The following is a 14,853-nucleotide window of genomic DNA, read 5'->3' on the forward strand; positions in this document are numbered from 1 at the left end:
GCCAACCTCGGAAAACGCTTTTCGCCTTCCACCGCGGCACTTTCGGAAAGGGCGGTCATGAGACTCCGCACCATGCCGGGATCGCCGGCGCCTACTTCTGACGCGCCAGTCTCCGCAGGACGGCTCCGCAACGACGCGCGTAGGCCCGCTGCAGGAAGGGGACCAGCGGGCCCGCGAGCCGGGCCAGGCGTGACGCGGGGACGCTGAAGGCGGTGACGGTCAGCCACACCTCCCCCTCGTCGTCCATGTGGACGACGAACGACTCCTCGCCGCGCTCGGGGTGACCCGGAAGGGTCCCGTACGCCCACCCGGCCCGCTTCTCCTCCTCCTGCGTCCAGATGATGCGGCAGGGCGCCCAGAGGCGGAGCGGGCCGATCCCGAGGCCGATCACGACGCCGACGCCCGGCGCCGCCCGCCGGGCGGTCGCCTTCACCACGACGGGGATGGCCCGGTGCATCCAGAACTCCATCAGGGCGTCGGCGGCGTCGGCCATGACGTCCGGCCCCTCGCCGATCAGCGTGCGCACCCGCATGTGGCCGTATCCGGCGGGCAGGTCGAGCGTCCTGGTCGCCCCGACCTGCTCGTAGGTGAAGTCCTGCGTGGTCATCCCTGTCCCCTTTGTAGACGGCGCCATGCCAGCATGCCGCAGAGCCCGAACCCGAACGCGTTGCCGGCCCCGTGCGTCGCCGCCATCCAGGCCAGCGACGGATGGGGCAGGCCGGAGGCCTCGCCGAGCGCCCAGCTGAGCGCCAGCGTCATCGTGGCGGCCAGCACCGCGGCCGACACGAGCAGCAGCGCCCGGGTGACCCGGTCGTCCGGCCGCACGTCGCGCCAGGTGATCCAGCCGACCAGCCACATCCCGGCCGACAGCACGACCGCTCCCGCGAACTCGACCCACTCACCGGTGAAGTACCCCGCGAGCACCAGCAGGGTCCCGGCCGGGACGGTCGCCGCCGCCGCGCCCCGGCCCCGGCGCGCCGTCCGCGCCACCAGGCCGGCCGTCAGCGCGGCGGCGAAGCCCGCGAAGTGGAAGTGCGCCACGGTGAGCGTGAGGATCTTCAGTGAGAAGCCGAACAGCGGGTGCCCGCCGCGCTCGGCCACCAGCGCGGTCGCCGCGATCACCGGCATGACCAGCGCGGTGGCGACCGCCGCCTCGGTCACGCCGGCCCGCCGGTGGCGGCGCACCGCCTGCGCGGCCAGCACCAGGGCGGCGGCCGCGTAGCAGGCGGCGAGGGCGGTGGCCAGCGGGCCGCGCGGCAGCCAGAGCGAGACCGCGCCGGCGGCCGCACCCGGCCACCAGGCGTGCCGGACGGCCGGCGGGACGCCGGCCAGCCCGGTTCCGAGCGGGACGACCAGCAGCATGCCGGTCATGACGATGACGTTCACCAGCACGCCCATCGGGCCTCCTAGATTTGAACCCGTTCAAGAGTGAGCCTAGCGTAACCTGAACGCGTTCAAAAACACGGAGAGTACTTCCAGCGGCCGGAACGGGACTATTGTCGTCCTGCAAGCGCCGCCGCCACTGCGGGACGCCCTCCGGAGGAGCCGCATGACCCAGCTGCACATCACCGTCCGCGCCGTGGGCGGTGTCACCGTCATCGCGCTGGCCGGCGAGCTGGACCTGACCGTGAGCGGCCAGGTCGATGACGCGGTGCGCGCCGCGCAGCAGGACGCCGACCACCCGCACCTGGTCCTGGACCTGTCCCACCTGCGGTTCATGGACTCGGCGGGCCTGACCGTCACGATGCAGGCCTACCGGCGCGCGGCGGCGAACCGCACCTACTTCGCGCTCACCGGGCTGAGCCCGGGGACGCGGCGCGTGCTGGAGATCTCCGGGCTGGACGGGTACTTCACGATCCACCCGACCCTGGCCGAGGCCCTCACCGCCGCCCCGGACGGCGCCGCCTCGTTGCCCTAGGGAAGCCGTCCCGGGGAAAGGGGGGCCTGGCCGGCGGCGCTCATGCCGCCCGGGCCTCGCTGCGCATCCGCCACGCCTGCACGAGGTAGTCCACGCCCGTGACGACGGTGACGACGACCGCCGCCGCCATCAGCGGCCAGCGGATCAGGTCCAGCGGCCCGGGCAGGATGTAGAACCCGATCGCCAGGATCTGCAGCATCGTCTTCAGCTTGCCGCCCTTGCTCGCCGGGATCACCCCGTAGCGGATGACGACGAAGCGCAGCAGGGTGATGCCGATCTCGCGGACCAGGATCACCGCGGGCACCCACCACCACAGCTCGCCGAGGACGGCCAGGCTGATCAGCGCCGCGCCGGTGAGGGCCTTGTCGGCGATCGGGTCGGCGATCTTGCCGAAGTCGGTGACCCAGCCGTACTTGCGCGCCAGATCACCGTCGATCTTGTCGGTCACCGAGGCGGCCGCGAAGACCGCGAACGCCGCCAGGCGCCAGCCGGTGCCGTCCAGGAACAGCAGCCACACGAACAGCGGGACGAGCGCGATGCGCAGCATCGTCAGCAGGTTGGCGATGTTGTAGACGCTCGGCGGCGTGCCGAGCGGCTCGGGCGTGCCCGCCACCGGGTCCGGGGCGCCGGCGATCATGCGGGATCCGCCACGAGGTCCACGCCGTCGCTGTCCACGACCACCACCGGGACGAACGAGCCGATGGCCAGGCCCTCGCCGCGCACCAGGACGGTGCCGTCGACCTCGGGGGCCTGGTGCTCCGCGCGGCCCTCGTACTGGCCGTTCTCGGTCTTCTCCTCGACCAGGACCGTCAGCCCGGTGCCGATGCGGTCCTCGGCGCGCTGGGCCGTCAGCTCCTCGGCGAGCGCCGACAGCTCCTCGACGCGGCGGGCGATCTCGCCCGGGTCGACCTTGCCGGGCAGGTTCGCGGCCTCGGTGCCGTCCTCGTCGGAGTAGCCGAACACCCCGATCGCGTCCATCCGGGCGCCGGTGAGGAACTCGGCCAGCTCCTCGAAGTCATCCTCGGACTCCCCCGGGAAGCCGACGATGAAGTTGGACCGCACGCCCGCCTCCGGCGCCTGCGCGCGGATCTGCTCCAGCAGCTCCAGGAACCGCTCGCGGTCGCCGAAGCGGCGCATGGAGCGCAGCACCGGGCCGCTGGCGTGCTGGAACGACAGGTCGAAGTAGGGCACGACGCCGGGCGTCGAGCAGATCGCCTCGATCAGCCCCGGGCGCAGCTCGGCCGGCTGCAGGTAGCTGACCCGGACCCGCTCGATGCCCTCGACGGCGGCCAACCGCGGCAGCAGCTTCTCCAGGGCGCGCAGGTCGCCCAGGTCCTTGCCGTAGGAGGTGGAGTTCTCGCTGACCAGCACCAGCTCGCGCACGTCGTGCCCGGCGAGCCAGCGGGCCTCCTCCAGCACCTCCGCCGGCGGCCGCGACACGTACGCGCCGCGGAAGGCGGGGATGGCGCAGAACGTGCAGCGCCGGTCGCAGCCCGAGGCGAGCTTCAGCGGCGCGACCGGGCCGCCGCCGAGGCGGCGCCGCAGCACCCGGGGGCCGCTCGCGGGCGCCAGTCCCTCGGGCAGCTCGTCGCCGTGGCCGGGGACCGCCACCGCGGCGGCGGAGGCGTGCCGCTCCACCGGGCTGATCGGCAGCAGCGTGCGGCGGTCGCGCGGGGTGTGCGCCGCGTGCCGGCGGCCCGCCATCACGTCGTCCAGGCGCGCGCCGATGTCGGTGTAGTCGTCGAAGCCGAGCACCGCGTCGGCCTCGGGCAGCGACTCGGCCAGCTCGGCGCCGTAGCGCTCGGCCATGCACCCGGCGGCGACCACCTTGGCGCCGGAGTCGTGCGCGGCCAGCAGCGTGTCGATGGAGTCCTTCTTGGCCGCGTCGATGAAGCCGCAGGTGTTCACCACGACCACGTCGGCGCCCTCGGCGGATTCGGCCAGATCCCATCCGGCGCCCTCCATGCGGGCGGCGAGCTCTTCGGAGTCGACCTCGTTGCGGGCGCATCCGAGCGTGACGAGGTTGACCTTGCGGCGAGTGGACATGTCCCTAAGGTAGTGGGCGCGGGCCGCTGGACGGACCACCGGGCGAGGTTGCGCGCGAAGTCGCCGGGGCCGCCGCAGGCGCCCGGGGCGGGGCCATCAGGCCTCCTCGGGCCCGCGCGGGGTGAAGGCCAGGCGCAGCGACTCGCCGCGGTGCCCCGGCGTGCCGAGGTCCTTGCCGTTGACGGTGAGCCGCAGGCCGCCGCCGCTGCCGATCACGATCGTGATCTTCTTCTTGGCCGTCCAGTCCTTGCTGCCGCCCTTGTCGATCACGCCGGTGAACAGCTGCTTGCCCTTGTCCCCGCGCACGTTCACCCACGTGCCGCGGCGCGCCTTGACCTGCAGCGTGACCTCCTTGCGGGGCGCCGGCGAGGTCGGGGCGGCGGACGGCCGCGCGGACGGAGAGGCCGGCGGGGCGACCGCGACCTGCTGGGCGGTGTGGTGCTCGCCCCGGTCGCCGGCGACCAGCTGGACCACCCCGATCGCCACCAGCATCACCAGCGCGAGCCCCATCGCGGCGCTCCAGTTCGCGGTCCGGCGCTCGTGGAAGACCACCGGCCGCTCGGGCTCGAACGCCCGCGCGGCCGACAGCGGCTGCGGGGCGCCGCCGTGCGCGTCGTCGTAGGCGCGCACCAGCGGCTCGGGGTCGACGCCGACGACCCGGGCGATGCTGCGGATGTGGCCGCGGGCGTAGAAGTCGCCCCCGCAGGCGGTGAAGTCGTCGTGCTCGATGCCGCGGATCACGGTCTCCCGGATCCGGGTCCGCAAGCTCACCTGGGTGATCGTGAGACCCGCCCGATGACGCTCGTCCGCCAAGGTCTCACCGATGCTCACGCGAGCCTCCCTCCAACGCTGCGGCCACCTCAGTCTAGAAACGGGAATGCCCGCCCAGCGAGCGGCAACACGCTCGAAACAGGGCAAGATTTCGCATCATTCCGGCCATGCCAGACCGGACACCCGCCGGGTCGCCGGCCCGCTGCGCCATGATCGGGATATCGCTCAGCCGCCGCGCAGCTCCGCCAGGACGCCCGGCAGGTCGTCGGGCTTGGCCAGCACGTCGCGCGCCTTGGAGCCCTCGCTCGGCCCGACGATGTTCCGGCTCTCCATCAGGTCCATCAGCCGGCCCGCCTTGGCGAACCCGACCCGCAGCTTGCGCTGGAGCATCGAGGTGGACCCGAACTGGGTGCTGACGACCAGCTCGATCGCCTGCACCAGCAGGTCCATGTCGTCGCCGATGTCCTCGTCGATCTCCTTCTTCGGCGCGGCGGACTCGGTGACCTCCGGGCGGTAGCTCGCCTCCATCTGCGTCTTGCAGTGGTCGACGATCGCGTGGATCTCCTTCTCGGAGACGTAGGCGTTCTGCAGCCGCATCGGCTTGCTGGCGCCCATCGGCAGGAACAGCGCGTCGCCCTGCCCGACCAGCTTCTCGGCGCCGGGCTGGTCCAGGATGACGCGGCTGTCGGCCAGCGAGGAGGTCGCGAACGCCAGCCGGGACGGCACGTTGGCCTTGATCAGGCCGGTCACCACGTCGACCGAGGGGCGCTGGGTGGCCAGCACCAGGTGGATGCCGGCGGCGCGGGCGAGCTGGGTGATGCGCACGACCGAGTCCTCGACGTCGCGCGGGGCGACCATCATCAGGTCGGCCAGCTCGTCCACGATGACCAGCAGGTAGGGGTAGGGCTGGTAGACGCGCTCGCTGCCGGGCGGCGGGGTGAGCCGGCCCGCCGCGACCGCCTTGTTGAAGTCGTCGATGTGCCGGAAGCCGGACGCGGCCAGGTCGTCGTAGCGGCGGTCCATCTCGCCGACCACCCACTCCAGGGCCTCGGCGGCCTTCTTGGGGTTGGTGATGATCGGCGAGATCAGGTGCGGGATGCCCTGGTACATGGTGAGCTCGACCCGCTTGGGGTCGACCAGGATCATCCGGACCTCGTCGGGGGTGGCCCGCATCAGCACCGAGGTGATCAGCCCGTTGATGCAGGTGGACTTGCCCGCGCCGGTGGCGCCCGCGATGAGGATGTGCGGCATCTTGGCCAGGTTGGCCACCACCGTGCGGCCCTCGACGTCCTTGCCGAGGCCGACGATCATCGGGTGGTGCTCGGTGGTCGCGGCGGGCGAGCGCAGCACGTCGCCGAGGCTGACGATGTCCTTGTCGACGTTGGGGATCTCCACCCCGATCGCGGACTTGCCGGGGATCGGGGAGATGATCCGCACCTCGGGGCTCTTCACCGCGTAGGCGATGTTGCGGGCCAGCGCGGTGATCTTCTCGACCTTGACGGCCGGGCCGAGCTCGATCTCGTAGCGGGTGATCGTCGGGCCCCGGGTGAACCCGGTGACCTGGGCGTCGATGTTGAACTGCTCCAGCACGCCGGTCAGGGCGTTGACGACGATGTCGTTGGCCTTGGTGCGCGGCTTGGCGACGCTGCCGGGCCGCAGGTTCGCCGGGTCGGGCAGCTCGTAGACCTCGCCCGACGACGACAGCGGCAGCTGCTCGCTGCGGCGCGGCGCGGGCGTCGGGTCGGGGACCTCGGCGGGCGCGGGGGCCGGCGGTTCGGGTTCGGGGTCGGGCTCGGCGGGCGGCGGCGGGGTGTCGGCCTCGAACGGGTCCAGGTCGAAGATGTCGTCGGCCAGGTCGCGCTGCGGCCTGCCGTCCTTCTTCGGCTCGGGCTCCAGCAGCGGGGTGTCGTAGGGCTTGGAGTGCTCGCCGATCCCGCCCTCGTCCTCGGCGGCGGGCTCCTCGTCGTCGTCGCCCTTCTTGCGGCGGCGGCGCTTCGGCCTGTCCTCCTCGCCGGGGTCGGCCTCGTCCTGGTGGGGGCGGCCCTGCAGCGTCGCCAGGTTCCACAGCTCCACGGCCCGGTCGGGCACCCGCGCGATCGGCGTCGCGGTGATCACCAGCAGCCCGAAGAAGGCCAGCAGGATCAGCAGCGGCACCGCGACCCAGCCGCTCAGCGCGGCGTTCAGCGGCGCGCCGACCAGCCAGCCGATCACGCCGCCGCCGCCGCGCACGCCCGCCATGTCCTTGGCCGGCGTGGGGCCGCCCGAGCCGATGTGGATGATGCCGAGCACGCCGACGGCCAGCGCCGAGATGCCGATGGCGACCCGGCCGGTCTCCTCGTTGTGCTCGGGGTGGCGCAGCGTGCGCCAGGCGAGGGCGGCCAGCAGCACCGGCAGGCCCATCGCCAGCACCCCGATGCCGCCGCGCACCACCTGCTCCAGCGCCTTGGTGAGCACGCCCTCGGGCTTCCACCAGGTGACCGAGGCCAGCACGATCGCGCCGCCGAGCAGCGCGAGGCCGAGGCCGTCGCGCTGGTGCTCGGCGTCCAGGTTGCGGGCGCCGCGGCCGTAGGCGCGGAACACCGACCCGACCGTGACCGCGGACAGGTGGTAGAGCTTGAAGATCAGTTTGAAGAACCCGACGACGAGCTGGCCGAACGGGTCGGGCCGCTGGGGCTGGCGGGAGGCGGGCGCGCGCTTGGCGCCGCCCCTGCCCCCGCCCGCGGCGGTGCCGCCGCTGCGGGGCTTGCGGGGCGCCGGGGGTTTGCCGGCGGCCGGCTTGCGGGCCGGGCTGGCCCCGGTACGCGAGGAGGACTTCGCTCCCCCGGACGCACGTGTGGCCATGGTCATGAGAGTAACCAAGGACCCCGGCGGTTCCCGGGAGGTTCGTCCCGGGCGTGTCGGCGCACGCCCGGGACGGACCGGGGCCGGCTAGACCTCCACGACCACCGGGATGATCATCGGGCGGCGACGGTAGTTGTCGGCCACCCACTTGCCGGTGGTGCGGCGGATGATCTGGTTGAGCTGGTGCTCGTCGTTGATGCCGTTGCCGGCCGCCTCCTGCAGCGCCGCCTCGATCTTGCCGATGACCTCGTTGAAGTCCTGGTTGAGGATGCCGGCGCCGCGGGCGTGGATCTCCGGGCCCGCCACGACCTTGCCGGAGCTGGAGTCGATGCCGACCACGACCGAGACGAAGCCCTCCTCGCCGAGGATGCGGCGGTCCTTCAGGGAGTGCTCGGTGACCTCGCCGACCGAGGCGCCGTCCACGTAGACGTAGCCGGCCGGCACCGCGCCGACGATCTTGGCCTGGCCGTCGATCAGGTCGACGACCACGCCGTCCTCGGCGATGACGATGTTCTCCTCGGGCACGCCGGTCAGCGCGGCGAGCTTGGCGTGCGCCCGCAGGTGCCGCCATTCGCCGTGGATCGGCATGAAGTTGCCCGGCTTGGTCATGTTGAGCACGTACAGCAGCTCGCCGGCCGAGGCGTGCCCCGACACGTGCACCAGGGCGTTGCCCTTGTGCACGATGCGCGCGCCCCAGCGGGTCAGGCCGTTGATGACGCGGTTGACCGCGTTCTCGTTGCCCGGGATCAGCGAGGACGCCAGCATGACCGTGTCGCGGTCGGTGATGCGGATCTGCTGGTGGTCGCGGTTGGCCATCCGCGACAGCGCCGACATCGGCTCGCCCTGCGAGCCGGTGCAGACCAGGACGAGCCTGTCGGGCGGGACGTCGTCCAGCTCCTTCGGCTCGACCATGATGCCCTCGGGCACGCTCAGGTAGCCGAGCTCGCGCGCCACGCCCATGTTGCGCACCATCGAGCGGCCGACGAAGCACACCTTGCGGCCGTTGGCCACGGCCGCGTCGAGCACCTGCTGGACGCGGTGGATGTGCGAGGCGAAGCAGGCCACGATGAGCCGCTCCTTCGCCGTGCGGAACACCTCGTCGATGACCGGGCCGATGTTGCGCTCGCTGGTGACGAACCCGGGGACCTCGGCGTTGGTCGAGTCCGACATCAGCAGGTCGATGCCCTCGGCGCCGAGGCGCGCGAAGCCGGGCAGGTCGGTCAGCCGGCCGTCCAGCGGCAGCTGGTCCATCTTGAAGTCGCCGGTCGCCAGCACCAGCCCGGCGGGCGTGCGGATGGCGACCGCGAGCGCGTCGGGGATGGAGTGGTTGACCGACAGGAACTCGATGTCGAACGGCCCGAACGAGCGGTGCTCGCCCTCGACGACCACGTCGGTGACCGGCCTGATGCGGTGCTCGGTGAGCTTGGCCTCCAGGAGCGCCAGCGTCAGCTTCGACCCGACCAGCGGGATGTCGCGGCGCTCGCGCAGCAGGTAGGGCACGGCCCCGATGTGGTCCTCGTGGCCGTGCGTGAGGATGACGGCCTCGATGTCGTCCAGCCGGTCCCTGATGTACTCGAAGTCGGGCAGGATCAGGTCGATGCCCGGCTGCTCGGTTTCAGGGAACAGGACGCCGCAGTCGACGACGAGCAGGCGGCCGCCGTACTCGAACACCGTCATGTTGCGCCCGATCTCGCCGAGGCCGCCGAGCGCGACGATGCGCAGGCCGCCTTCGGGCAGGGCGGGCGGACGGGAAAGCTCCGGGTGAGGGTGGCTCACCTATCGACCTCCGGGATACTTGCCTCCGGCACTTTGACTCCCCCTATCGTGAGGTCTTCTCGCAGGCGCGCCGCGAACTCCGGCGAGGCCTCCACCAGCGGGGAGCGCAGAGCGCCCCCGCCCGGCAGGCCCAGCAGGTTCAGCGCGGCCTTGACGGCGATGGCGCCCTGCGTACGGGTCATGATGGCGGTGACCACCGGCAGCAGGCGCCGGTGGATCCGCAGCGCCCGCGCCTGGTCACCGGCACGGTGTGCGTCGATCATCTCATGGAGGTCGGCGCCGACGACATGGCCGACCACGCTGACGAACCCGGCGGCGCCGACCGACAGCCACGGCAGGTTCAGGTTGTCGTCCCCGGAGTAGAACACCAGGCCCGTCTCGGCCATCACCTTGGACGAGCCGAACAGGTCGCCCTTGGCGTCCTTGACCGCGAGGATGCGCGGGTGCTCCGCCAGGCGCGCCAGGGTGCCCGACTCGATCGGCACCCCGGCGCGGCCGGGGATGTCGTAGAGCATGGTGGGCAGCCCGGTCGCGTCGGCGACGGCGGTGAAGTGCCGTACCAGCCCCTCCTGCGGGGGCTTGTTGTAGTACGGGGTGACCACGAGCAGGCCGTGCGCGCCGGCCGCCTCGGCCTCGCGCGCGAGTTTCAGGCTGTGCTCGGTGTCGTTGGTCCCGGCACCGGCGACGACGACGGCGCGGTCGCCGACGGCCTCGGTCACCGCGCGCACCAGGCGCTGTTTCTCGGCGTCGCTCGTCGTCGGCGACTCACCGGTGGTGCCGTTGACGACGAGGCCGTCGTGGCGCTGCTCTTCGACCAGGTAGGTCGCCAGGCGCGCCGCCGCCTCGTAGTCGACGCCGCCGTCCGGCCCGAACGGGGTGACCATCGCGGTCAGCATCCGTCCGAACGGGGCGTCCTCAGTAGTGCTGGGTGCCATGCATCGAACGGTACCGTTCCGGCCGGTCGGGTTGGACCCGCAGGTCCCTTCCAGTGTGTCCGGGACCCGGGCGGCGGCGCCGCGGGCGCCGTGGGGAAGCGGGGGGACGGGCGGGGGAAAGGGGAAGCCGCGTCCACGCTCGGGGGTACGCGGACGCGGCTTCCACCTCCACATCGTGGCAGGCAAATGCCGCGTTACGGGGTCACTCCGGCCTTGTGCTGGATTCAGTCCGATAACGCGGCATGACGGTCAGCCGTTCCGTTCGGCGCGGGTGAGCTCTTCGAGGCGAACGCGCAGCTCGTCGATGTACAGGGTGCGCACCAGTTCGTTGCCCCGCACCGCCCACCAGTGCCCCGAGCCGCCCCGGCCGATCCGCCATCCGCTGAACTCGGTCGTGAGCTCGCGCAGGGGGTCGGCGGGACGGTCGGTCCGGCGCCACGCGGTCTGCTGAATGCCCATCGGCTGGTCCCCACTTCCCTTACCATCCGCCAGTGGAGTGCTACGGACCGCTCCCTACCCCGTCGGACCGCCGCTATCCCAGCCCCCCTGACCAGGGCATACGCGGGAAAAAGGAACGTTACACGGGGGGTTTCCTAACGGCCAAAGTAATCTGACCCCGGCGGTAGCCAATTTGCCCGGTATCGCTGCCAATCAGCCGAATCGGTGGTCCAGTCGGCATAGATCCCGACGCCGTAGGGACGGACCGGCGGGCGGTCCAGCGCGTCCACCCCGCGCCGCACCCCGCGCAGCGCGCCGGGCAGGTCCTCGGCCCAGTCCATCAGCGGCCGGTAGGTGGGCACCCCCATGAACACCGTGGTGCGGTCGCCGATGAGCCGCAGCGTCCGCTCGGTGTGCGCGGCGAAGTGCAGGCCGACCAGCGACCTGGTGGGCAGCGACACGTCGTAGGTCATGATCGCGACCTGGTCGGCGCGGTCGGCGAGCGCGCGCAGGAAGTCCTCGGTCGGGCGGGGCGGGTAGTGCACCGTGCCGGTGCGCGGGATCAGCGCCTTGTAGACGGGCTGGGCGGCGTCCACCAGGGTCGGCTGCTCCACCGCCACCGACAGCAGCCGCCCGCGCGCCCTGGTGAGCTCGCGGGTGCGGTCCAGCAGCGTCAGGTACGCCCGGTCGTCGGGGTAGACCGGCTCGAAGTCGTAGTGGATGCCGGCGAAGCCGAGGTCAAGGAAGATCTTGTCGGTGGCCAGCACCCGCTCGCGCACCGCCGGATCGTCCAGGTCGGTGACGCCGACGCCGTCCACGGTCCTGATCTGCCCGAGGTAGGCCTGGGCGCGCACGCCCGGCGCGTGCCGGCGCACCGCCTCGATCAGCTTGGCGGCGTTGCGGTACTTGGCGGGCGGCACGGTGCCGTCCGCCTCGAACGGACCGGCGTGGAAGAACACGTCGGTGATGCGGTTGCGCTTCAGCAGCGCGCCGAGGTCGCGGTACTCGGCCTCGGTGTGCGGCTCCCCGACCCACTGGTGCCGCGCCCACAGCGCGTTCGTGCCGGTCCCCCGCGCGGACGGCGGCTGCTGCCACCACACCCAGGACCCGGCGAAGACCAGCGCCACCAGGCCGGCCAGGTACGCCGCCGCCCAGCCCGTCCATCGCAAAGCTCTCCGCATCATCCGGCAATGATCGTGCATGGCCGGGCGGCCCGGCGTCCGCCGGCGGAGGGATGTCCGGCCTCGCGGATCACGGCGCCGGGACGCGCTCCTTCGTCTCTTTCGCGACGGGGACCAGGGGCGCGACCGGGCCGCGGACCCGCGTGCGCTGGGTGAGCGCGACGCAGACCAGCACGCCGACGGCGGCGAGCGCGGTGCCGGCGTCGACGTGCTCGCCGAGCAGCATCGCCGACCAGGCGAGGGTGAGCAGCGGCTGGGCGAGCTGCACCTGGCTGGCGCGGGCGATGCCGGCCCGGGCCAGGCCCTCGTACCAGGCGAAGAAGCCGAGGAACGCCGAGAACAGCGCGACGTAGGCGAAGCCCGCGGTGCTGCGGGCCGTCCACTGCGGCCCGGTGGTGGCCAGCAGCCAGAGCGTGACCGGGACGGTGACCGGCGCGGAGAGCAGCAGCGTCCAGGAGATCACCTGCCAGCCGGGCATCGCGCGGGCGAGCCGGCCGCCCTCGGTGTAGCCGGCGGCGGCGGCGAGCAGCGCGCCGACCAGCAGCCCGTCGGCGGTGGAGAAGCGGCCGCCGCCGCGGACCAGCACGTAGCCGGTGACGCAGACGGCGCCCGCGGCGGCGGCGAGCCAGAACATGCGCGAGGGGCGCTCGCCGGCGCGCAGCACCGCGCAGACGGCGGTGGCGGCGGGCAGCAGGCCGATGACGACGGCCGAGTGCGCCGCCGAGGCGCCCCGGTCCAGGGCGAGCGTGGTCAGCAGCGGGAATCCGAAGATCACCCCGGCGGACGCGACCAGCAGGCCGGGCCACTGGTCCCGGCGCGGCAGCGGGGCGCGGACGGCCGCGAGCGCGAGCGCGGCGAACGGCACCACGGCGGCGGCGCGGCCGATGCCGATCAGGTAGGGGTTCAGCCCCTCCAGCGCGTAGACGGTGCCGATGAAGGTGAAGGAGTAGATCAGCACACCGAGCGCGGCGAGCCCGAGGCCGCCGCGCGCTACCGTCCGGACTGCAGTAGCGCTACTGTTATCTCTCATGCATCAGGATAGCAGTGCGGGGTCTCTCGCCGACAGGCTGCGGGCCGAGGTGCACCGGATGCGGCCCGGCGAGCGGCTGCCGTCCAGCCGGGCGCTGATGGAGCGGCACAAGGTCAGCCCGGTCACGGTGACCCGGGCGCTCGGGCTGCTGGCCGCCGAGGGCCTGGTGGTGACCCGGCCCGGCGCCGGCGCGTTCGCCGCCGAGCGGCCCGCGCCCGCGCCCGAGCCCGCCGACCTCGGCTGGCAGGCGGTCGCGCTCGGCCACCGCGCGGTGGACGCGAGCGGGGTGTCCTGGCTGCTCACCCCGCCGCCCGAGGGCACGATCGCGCTGAGCGGCGGCTACCTGCACCCCTCGCTGCAGCCCCGGCAGGCGCTCGCCGGGGCGGCGGCGCGCGCCGCGCGGCGCCCGGACGCCTGGGACCTGCCGCCGCTCAGCGGGCTCGCCGAGCTGCGCACCTGGTTCGCCCGCACGGCCGGGGGCGCGGCCGGCCCCGCCGACGTGGTGCTCACCGGCGGCGGCCAGCAGTCGCTGACCACGGTGCTCACCGCACTGCTACCGCCGGGATCACCGCTGCTGGTGGAGTCGCCGACCTACCTCGGCGTGCTGGCGATCGCGCGGGCCTGCGGGCTGCAGCCGGTGCCGGTCCCGATCGACCAGGAGGGGCTGCGGCCCGACCTGCTCGCCGAGGCGTTCGCGATGACCGGCGCCCGCGTGGTGTGCTGCCAGCCGACCTTCCACAACCCCACCGGCGCGCTGATGGGCGCCGAGCGGCGGGCCCGGGTGCTGGCGGTCGCGCGCGCCGCCGGGGCGTTCGTGATCGAGGACGACTTCGCCCGCCACCTGGCCATCGAGCCCGTCCCGCCGCCGCTCGCCGCGCTGGACGGCGACGGCCGGGTGGTGCACATCGCCTCGCTCACCAAGGTCACCGCGCCGAGCCTGCGGCTGGCCGCGGTGATCGCGCGCGGCCCGGTGGGCGAGCGGATCCGCGCCACCCAGCTGGTGACCGACTTCTTCCCGGCCCGGCCGCTCCAGGAGACCGTGCTGGAGCTGGTCAGCTCCCCGGCCTGGCCGCGGCACCTGCGGACGGTGCGCACCGCGCTGAAGTCGCGGCGCGACGCCCTGCGGGACGCGCTCGCGCGGGAGCTGCCGGAGCTGGGCGTGTCCCGCCCGGCGGGCGGCATGCACCTGTGGGCCCGGCTGCCGGACGGCACCGACGACGTGGCGCTCGCCGAGGCGGCCCTGCGCGCCGGGGTGCTGGTCAGCGCGGGCCGCATGTTCTTCCCCGCCGAGCCCCCGGCGCCGCACCTGCGGATCAGCTACGGCAACGCGGCGTCCGAGGCCGAGCTCGCCGAGGGCGTGCGGCGGCTCGCGCCCCTGATCCGGCGAGCCGCCTGAACCACCGGCCGTCTGAACCACCGGCCGCCTGGTCAGGAGGCGGTGCAGAGGCAGAACTCGTTGCCCTCGGGGTCGCGCCAGACCTGGAAGGGCTTGTCCGGGTTGTTGCCCATCGGCTCGCCCAGCGGCGTGGCGCCGAGCTCGCGCGCCCGCTCCCCCGCCGCGCGGACGTCGAGGACGTCGAAGTCCAGGTGGAGCCGGTTCTTGCTCTTCTTGCCCTCGGGGACCCGCTGGAAGGACAGCGTCGCCCCGCCCGGGTGCAGGGGCTCCAGGTCGAGCCAGTCCTCCTCGCGGGAGGTGACCTTCATCCCGAGCAGCCCGCCCCAGAAGGCGGCCATCACCTCCAGGTCCGCGCAGTCGAACACGACGCCGTTGAGCTTGGGCGGTGCGGTCGTCATCGGGTTCCCTTCCCTCGGTTTCGACACCGGCTAAACCGTAACGCCGGTGTTCTCCGGCGCGCAACCGGCCAACACGGAATACCGGTGTCAGCTTGGTAAGGTGCAGGTGAGGGCGGGAGAGTC

Annotated in this window: 14 protein-coding genes; 2 read left to right on the forward strand and 12 right to left on the reverse strand. The window is 73.1% G+C overall.

Features of this window, described 5'->3' with window-relative positions; translation table 11 throughout:
* Window positions 1–91: 91 nt before the first annotated feature.
* Together ACRB68_RS04260 and ACRB68_RS04265 are read right to left on the reverse strand one after the other, a co-directional pair.
* Window positions 92–607: a DUF1990 family protein gene (locus ACRB68_RS04260; protein WP_153530911.1), complete on the reverse strand. Its 516-nt coding sequence runs from the start codon at window positions 605–607 to the stop codon at window positions 92–94.
* The gene (locus ACRB68_RS04265; protein WP_153530912.1) at window positions 604–1,398 is read right to left on the reverse strand and encodes a YndJ family protein; all 795 of its coding nucleotides are present in this window, start codon (window positions 1,396–1,398) and stop codon (window positions 604–606) included. Before ACRB68_RS04265 ends, ACRB68_RS04260 begins: the two co-directional genes overlap by 4 nt.
* A gap of 151 nt (window positions 1,399–1,549) precedes the next feature.
* Here ACRB68_RS04265 and ACRB68_RS04270 point away from each other — a divergent pair, with 151 nt between their 5' ends.
* Complete coding sequence (locus tag ACRB68_RS04270) at window positions 1,550–1,918, forward strand: STAS domain-containing protein (protein ID WP_153530913.1); 369 nt, start codon at window positions 1,550–1,552, stop codon at window positions 1,916–1,918.
* 40 nt (window positions 1,919–1,958) lie between these two features.
* Here the strand turns inward: ACRB68_RS04270 and pgsA are convergent, their stop codons facing one another.
* The 9 genes from pgsA to ACRB68_RS04315 all read right to left on the reverse strand — a co-directional run bounded on the left by pgsA (window position 1,959) and on the right by ACRB68_RS04315 (window position 12,936).
* On the reverse strand, window positions 1,959–2,555 hold the full coding sequence (gene pgsA, locus ACRB68_RS04275) for a CDP-diacylglycerol--glycerol-3-phosphate 3-phosphatidyltransferase (protein WP_153530914.1): 597 nt from the start codon (window positions 2,553–2,555) through the stop codon (window positions 1,959–1,961).
* The gene (gene rimO / locus ACRB68_RS04280; RefSeq protein WP_153530915.1) at window positions 2,552–3,964 is read right to left on the reverse strand and encodes a 30S ribosomal protein S12 methylthiotransferase RimO; all 1,413 of its coding nucleotides are present in this window, start codon (window positions 3,962–3,964) and stop codon (window positions 2,552–2,554) included. The genes pgsA and rimO overlap by 4 nt, the downstream gene beginning before the upstream one ends.
* A 96-nt stretch (window positions 3,965–4,060) precedes the next feature.
* Entirely contained in the window at window positions 4,061–4,795 is a 735-nt protein-coding gene (locus ACRB68_RS04285; RefSeq protein WP_328593734.1) for a helix-turn-helix domain-containing protein, read from the reverse strand.
* A gap of 165 nt (window positions 4,796–4,960) precedes the next feature.
* Complete coding sequence (locus ACRB68_RS04290) at window positions 4,961–7,576, reverse strand: DNA translocase FtsK (RefSeq protein WP_153530916.1); 2,616 nt, start codon at window positions 7,574–7,576, stop codon at window positions 4,961–4,963.
* 87 nt (window positions 7,577–7,663) lie between these two features.
* The gene (locus ACRB68_RS04295; protein ID WP_328593735.1) at window positions 7,664–9,352 is read right to left on the reverse strand and encodes a ribonuclease J; all 1,689 of its coding nucleotides are present in this window, start codon (window positions 9,350–9,352) and stop codon (window positions 7,664–7,666) included.
* A complete protein-coding gene (gene dapA, locus ACRB68_RS04300; RefSeq protein WP_153530917.1) occupies window positions 9,349–10,287 on the reverse strand; it encodes a 4-hydroxy-tetrahydrodipicolinate synthase in 939 nt (312 codons plus the stop codon). Before dapA ends, ACRB68_RS04295 begins: the two co-directional genes overlap by 4 nt.
* Window positions 10,288–10,536: 249 nt before the next feature.
* Window positions 10,537–10,746, reverse strand: coding sequence for a hypothetical protein (locus ACRB68_RS04305; protein ID WP_153530918.1), 210 nt, complete (start codon window positions 10,744–10,746; stop codon window positions 10,537–10,539).
* Between the two features lie 134 nt (window positions 10,747–10,880).
* A complete protein-coding gene (locus tag ACRB68_RS04310; protein ID WP_235958732.1) occupies window positions 10,881–11,909 on the reverse strand; it encodes a glycoside hydrolase family 18 protein in 1,029 nt (342 codons plus the stop codon).
* Window positions 11,910–11,976: 67 nt separating this feature from the next.
* Window positions 11,977–12,936 (reverse strand): DMT family transporter, encoded by a 960-nt coding sequence (locus ACRB68_RS04315; protein WP_153530919.1) that lies wholly within the window; start codon window positions 12,934–12,936, stop codon window positions 11,977–11,979.
* Between ACRB68_RS04315 and ACRB68_RS04320 the strand changes: the two genes are divergently transcribed.
* On the forward strand, window positions 12,935–14,332 hold the full coding sequence (locus ACRB68_RS04320) for an aminotransferase-like domain-containing protein (RefSeq protein ID WP_153530920.1): 1,398 nt from the start codon (window positions 12,935–12,937) through the stop codon (window positions 14,330–14,332). The genes ACRB68_RS04315 and ACRB68_RS04320 overlap by 2 nt on opposite strands.
* 32 nt (window positions 14,333–14,364) lie before the next feature.
* On the opposite strand, the gene ACRB68_RS04325 is transcribed toward ACRB68_RS04320, so the two are convergent.
* The gene (locus ACRB68_RS04325) at window positions 14,365–14,730 is read right to left on the reverse strand and encodes a VOC family protein (protein ID WP_153530921.1); all 366 of its coding nucleotides are present in this window, start codon (window positions 14,728–14,730) and stop codon (window positions 14,365–14,367) included.
* Window positions 14,731–14,853: the final 123 nt, after the last annotated feature.

Origin of the sequence: Actinomadura macrotermitis, assembly GCF_009604375.1 — a bacterium.
GTDB classification, from domain to species: Bacteria; Actinomycetota; Actinomycetes; order Streptosporangiales; family Streptosporangiaceae; genus Spirillospora; species Spirillospora macrotermitis.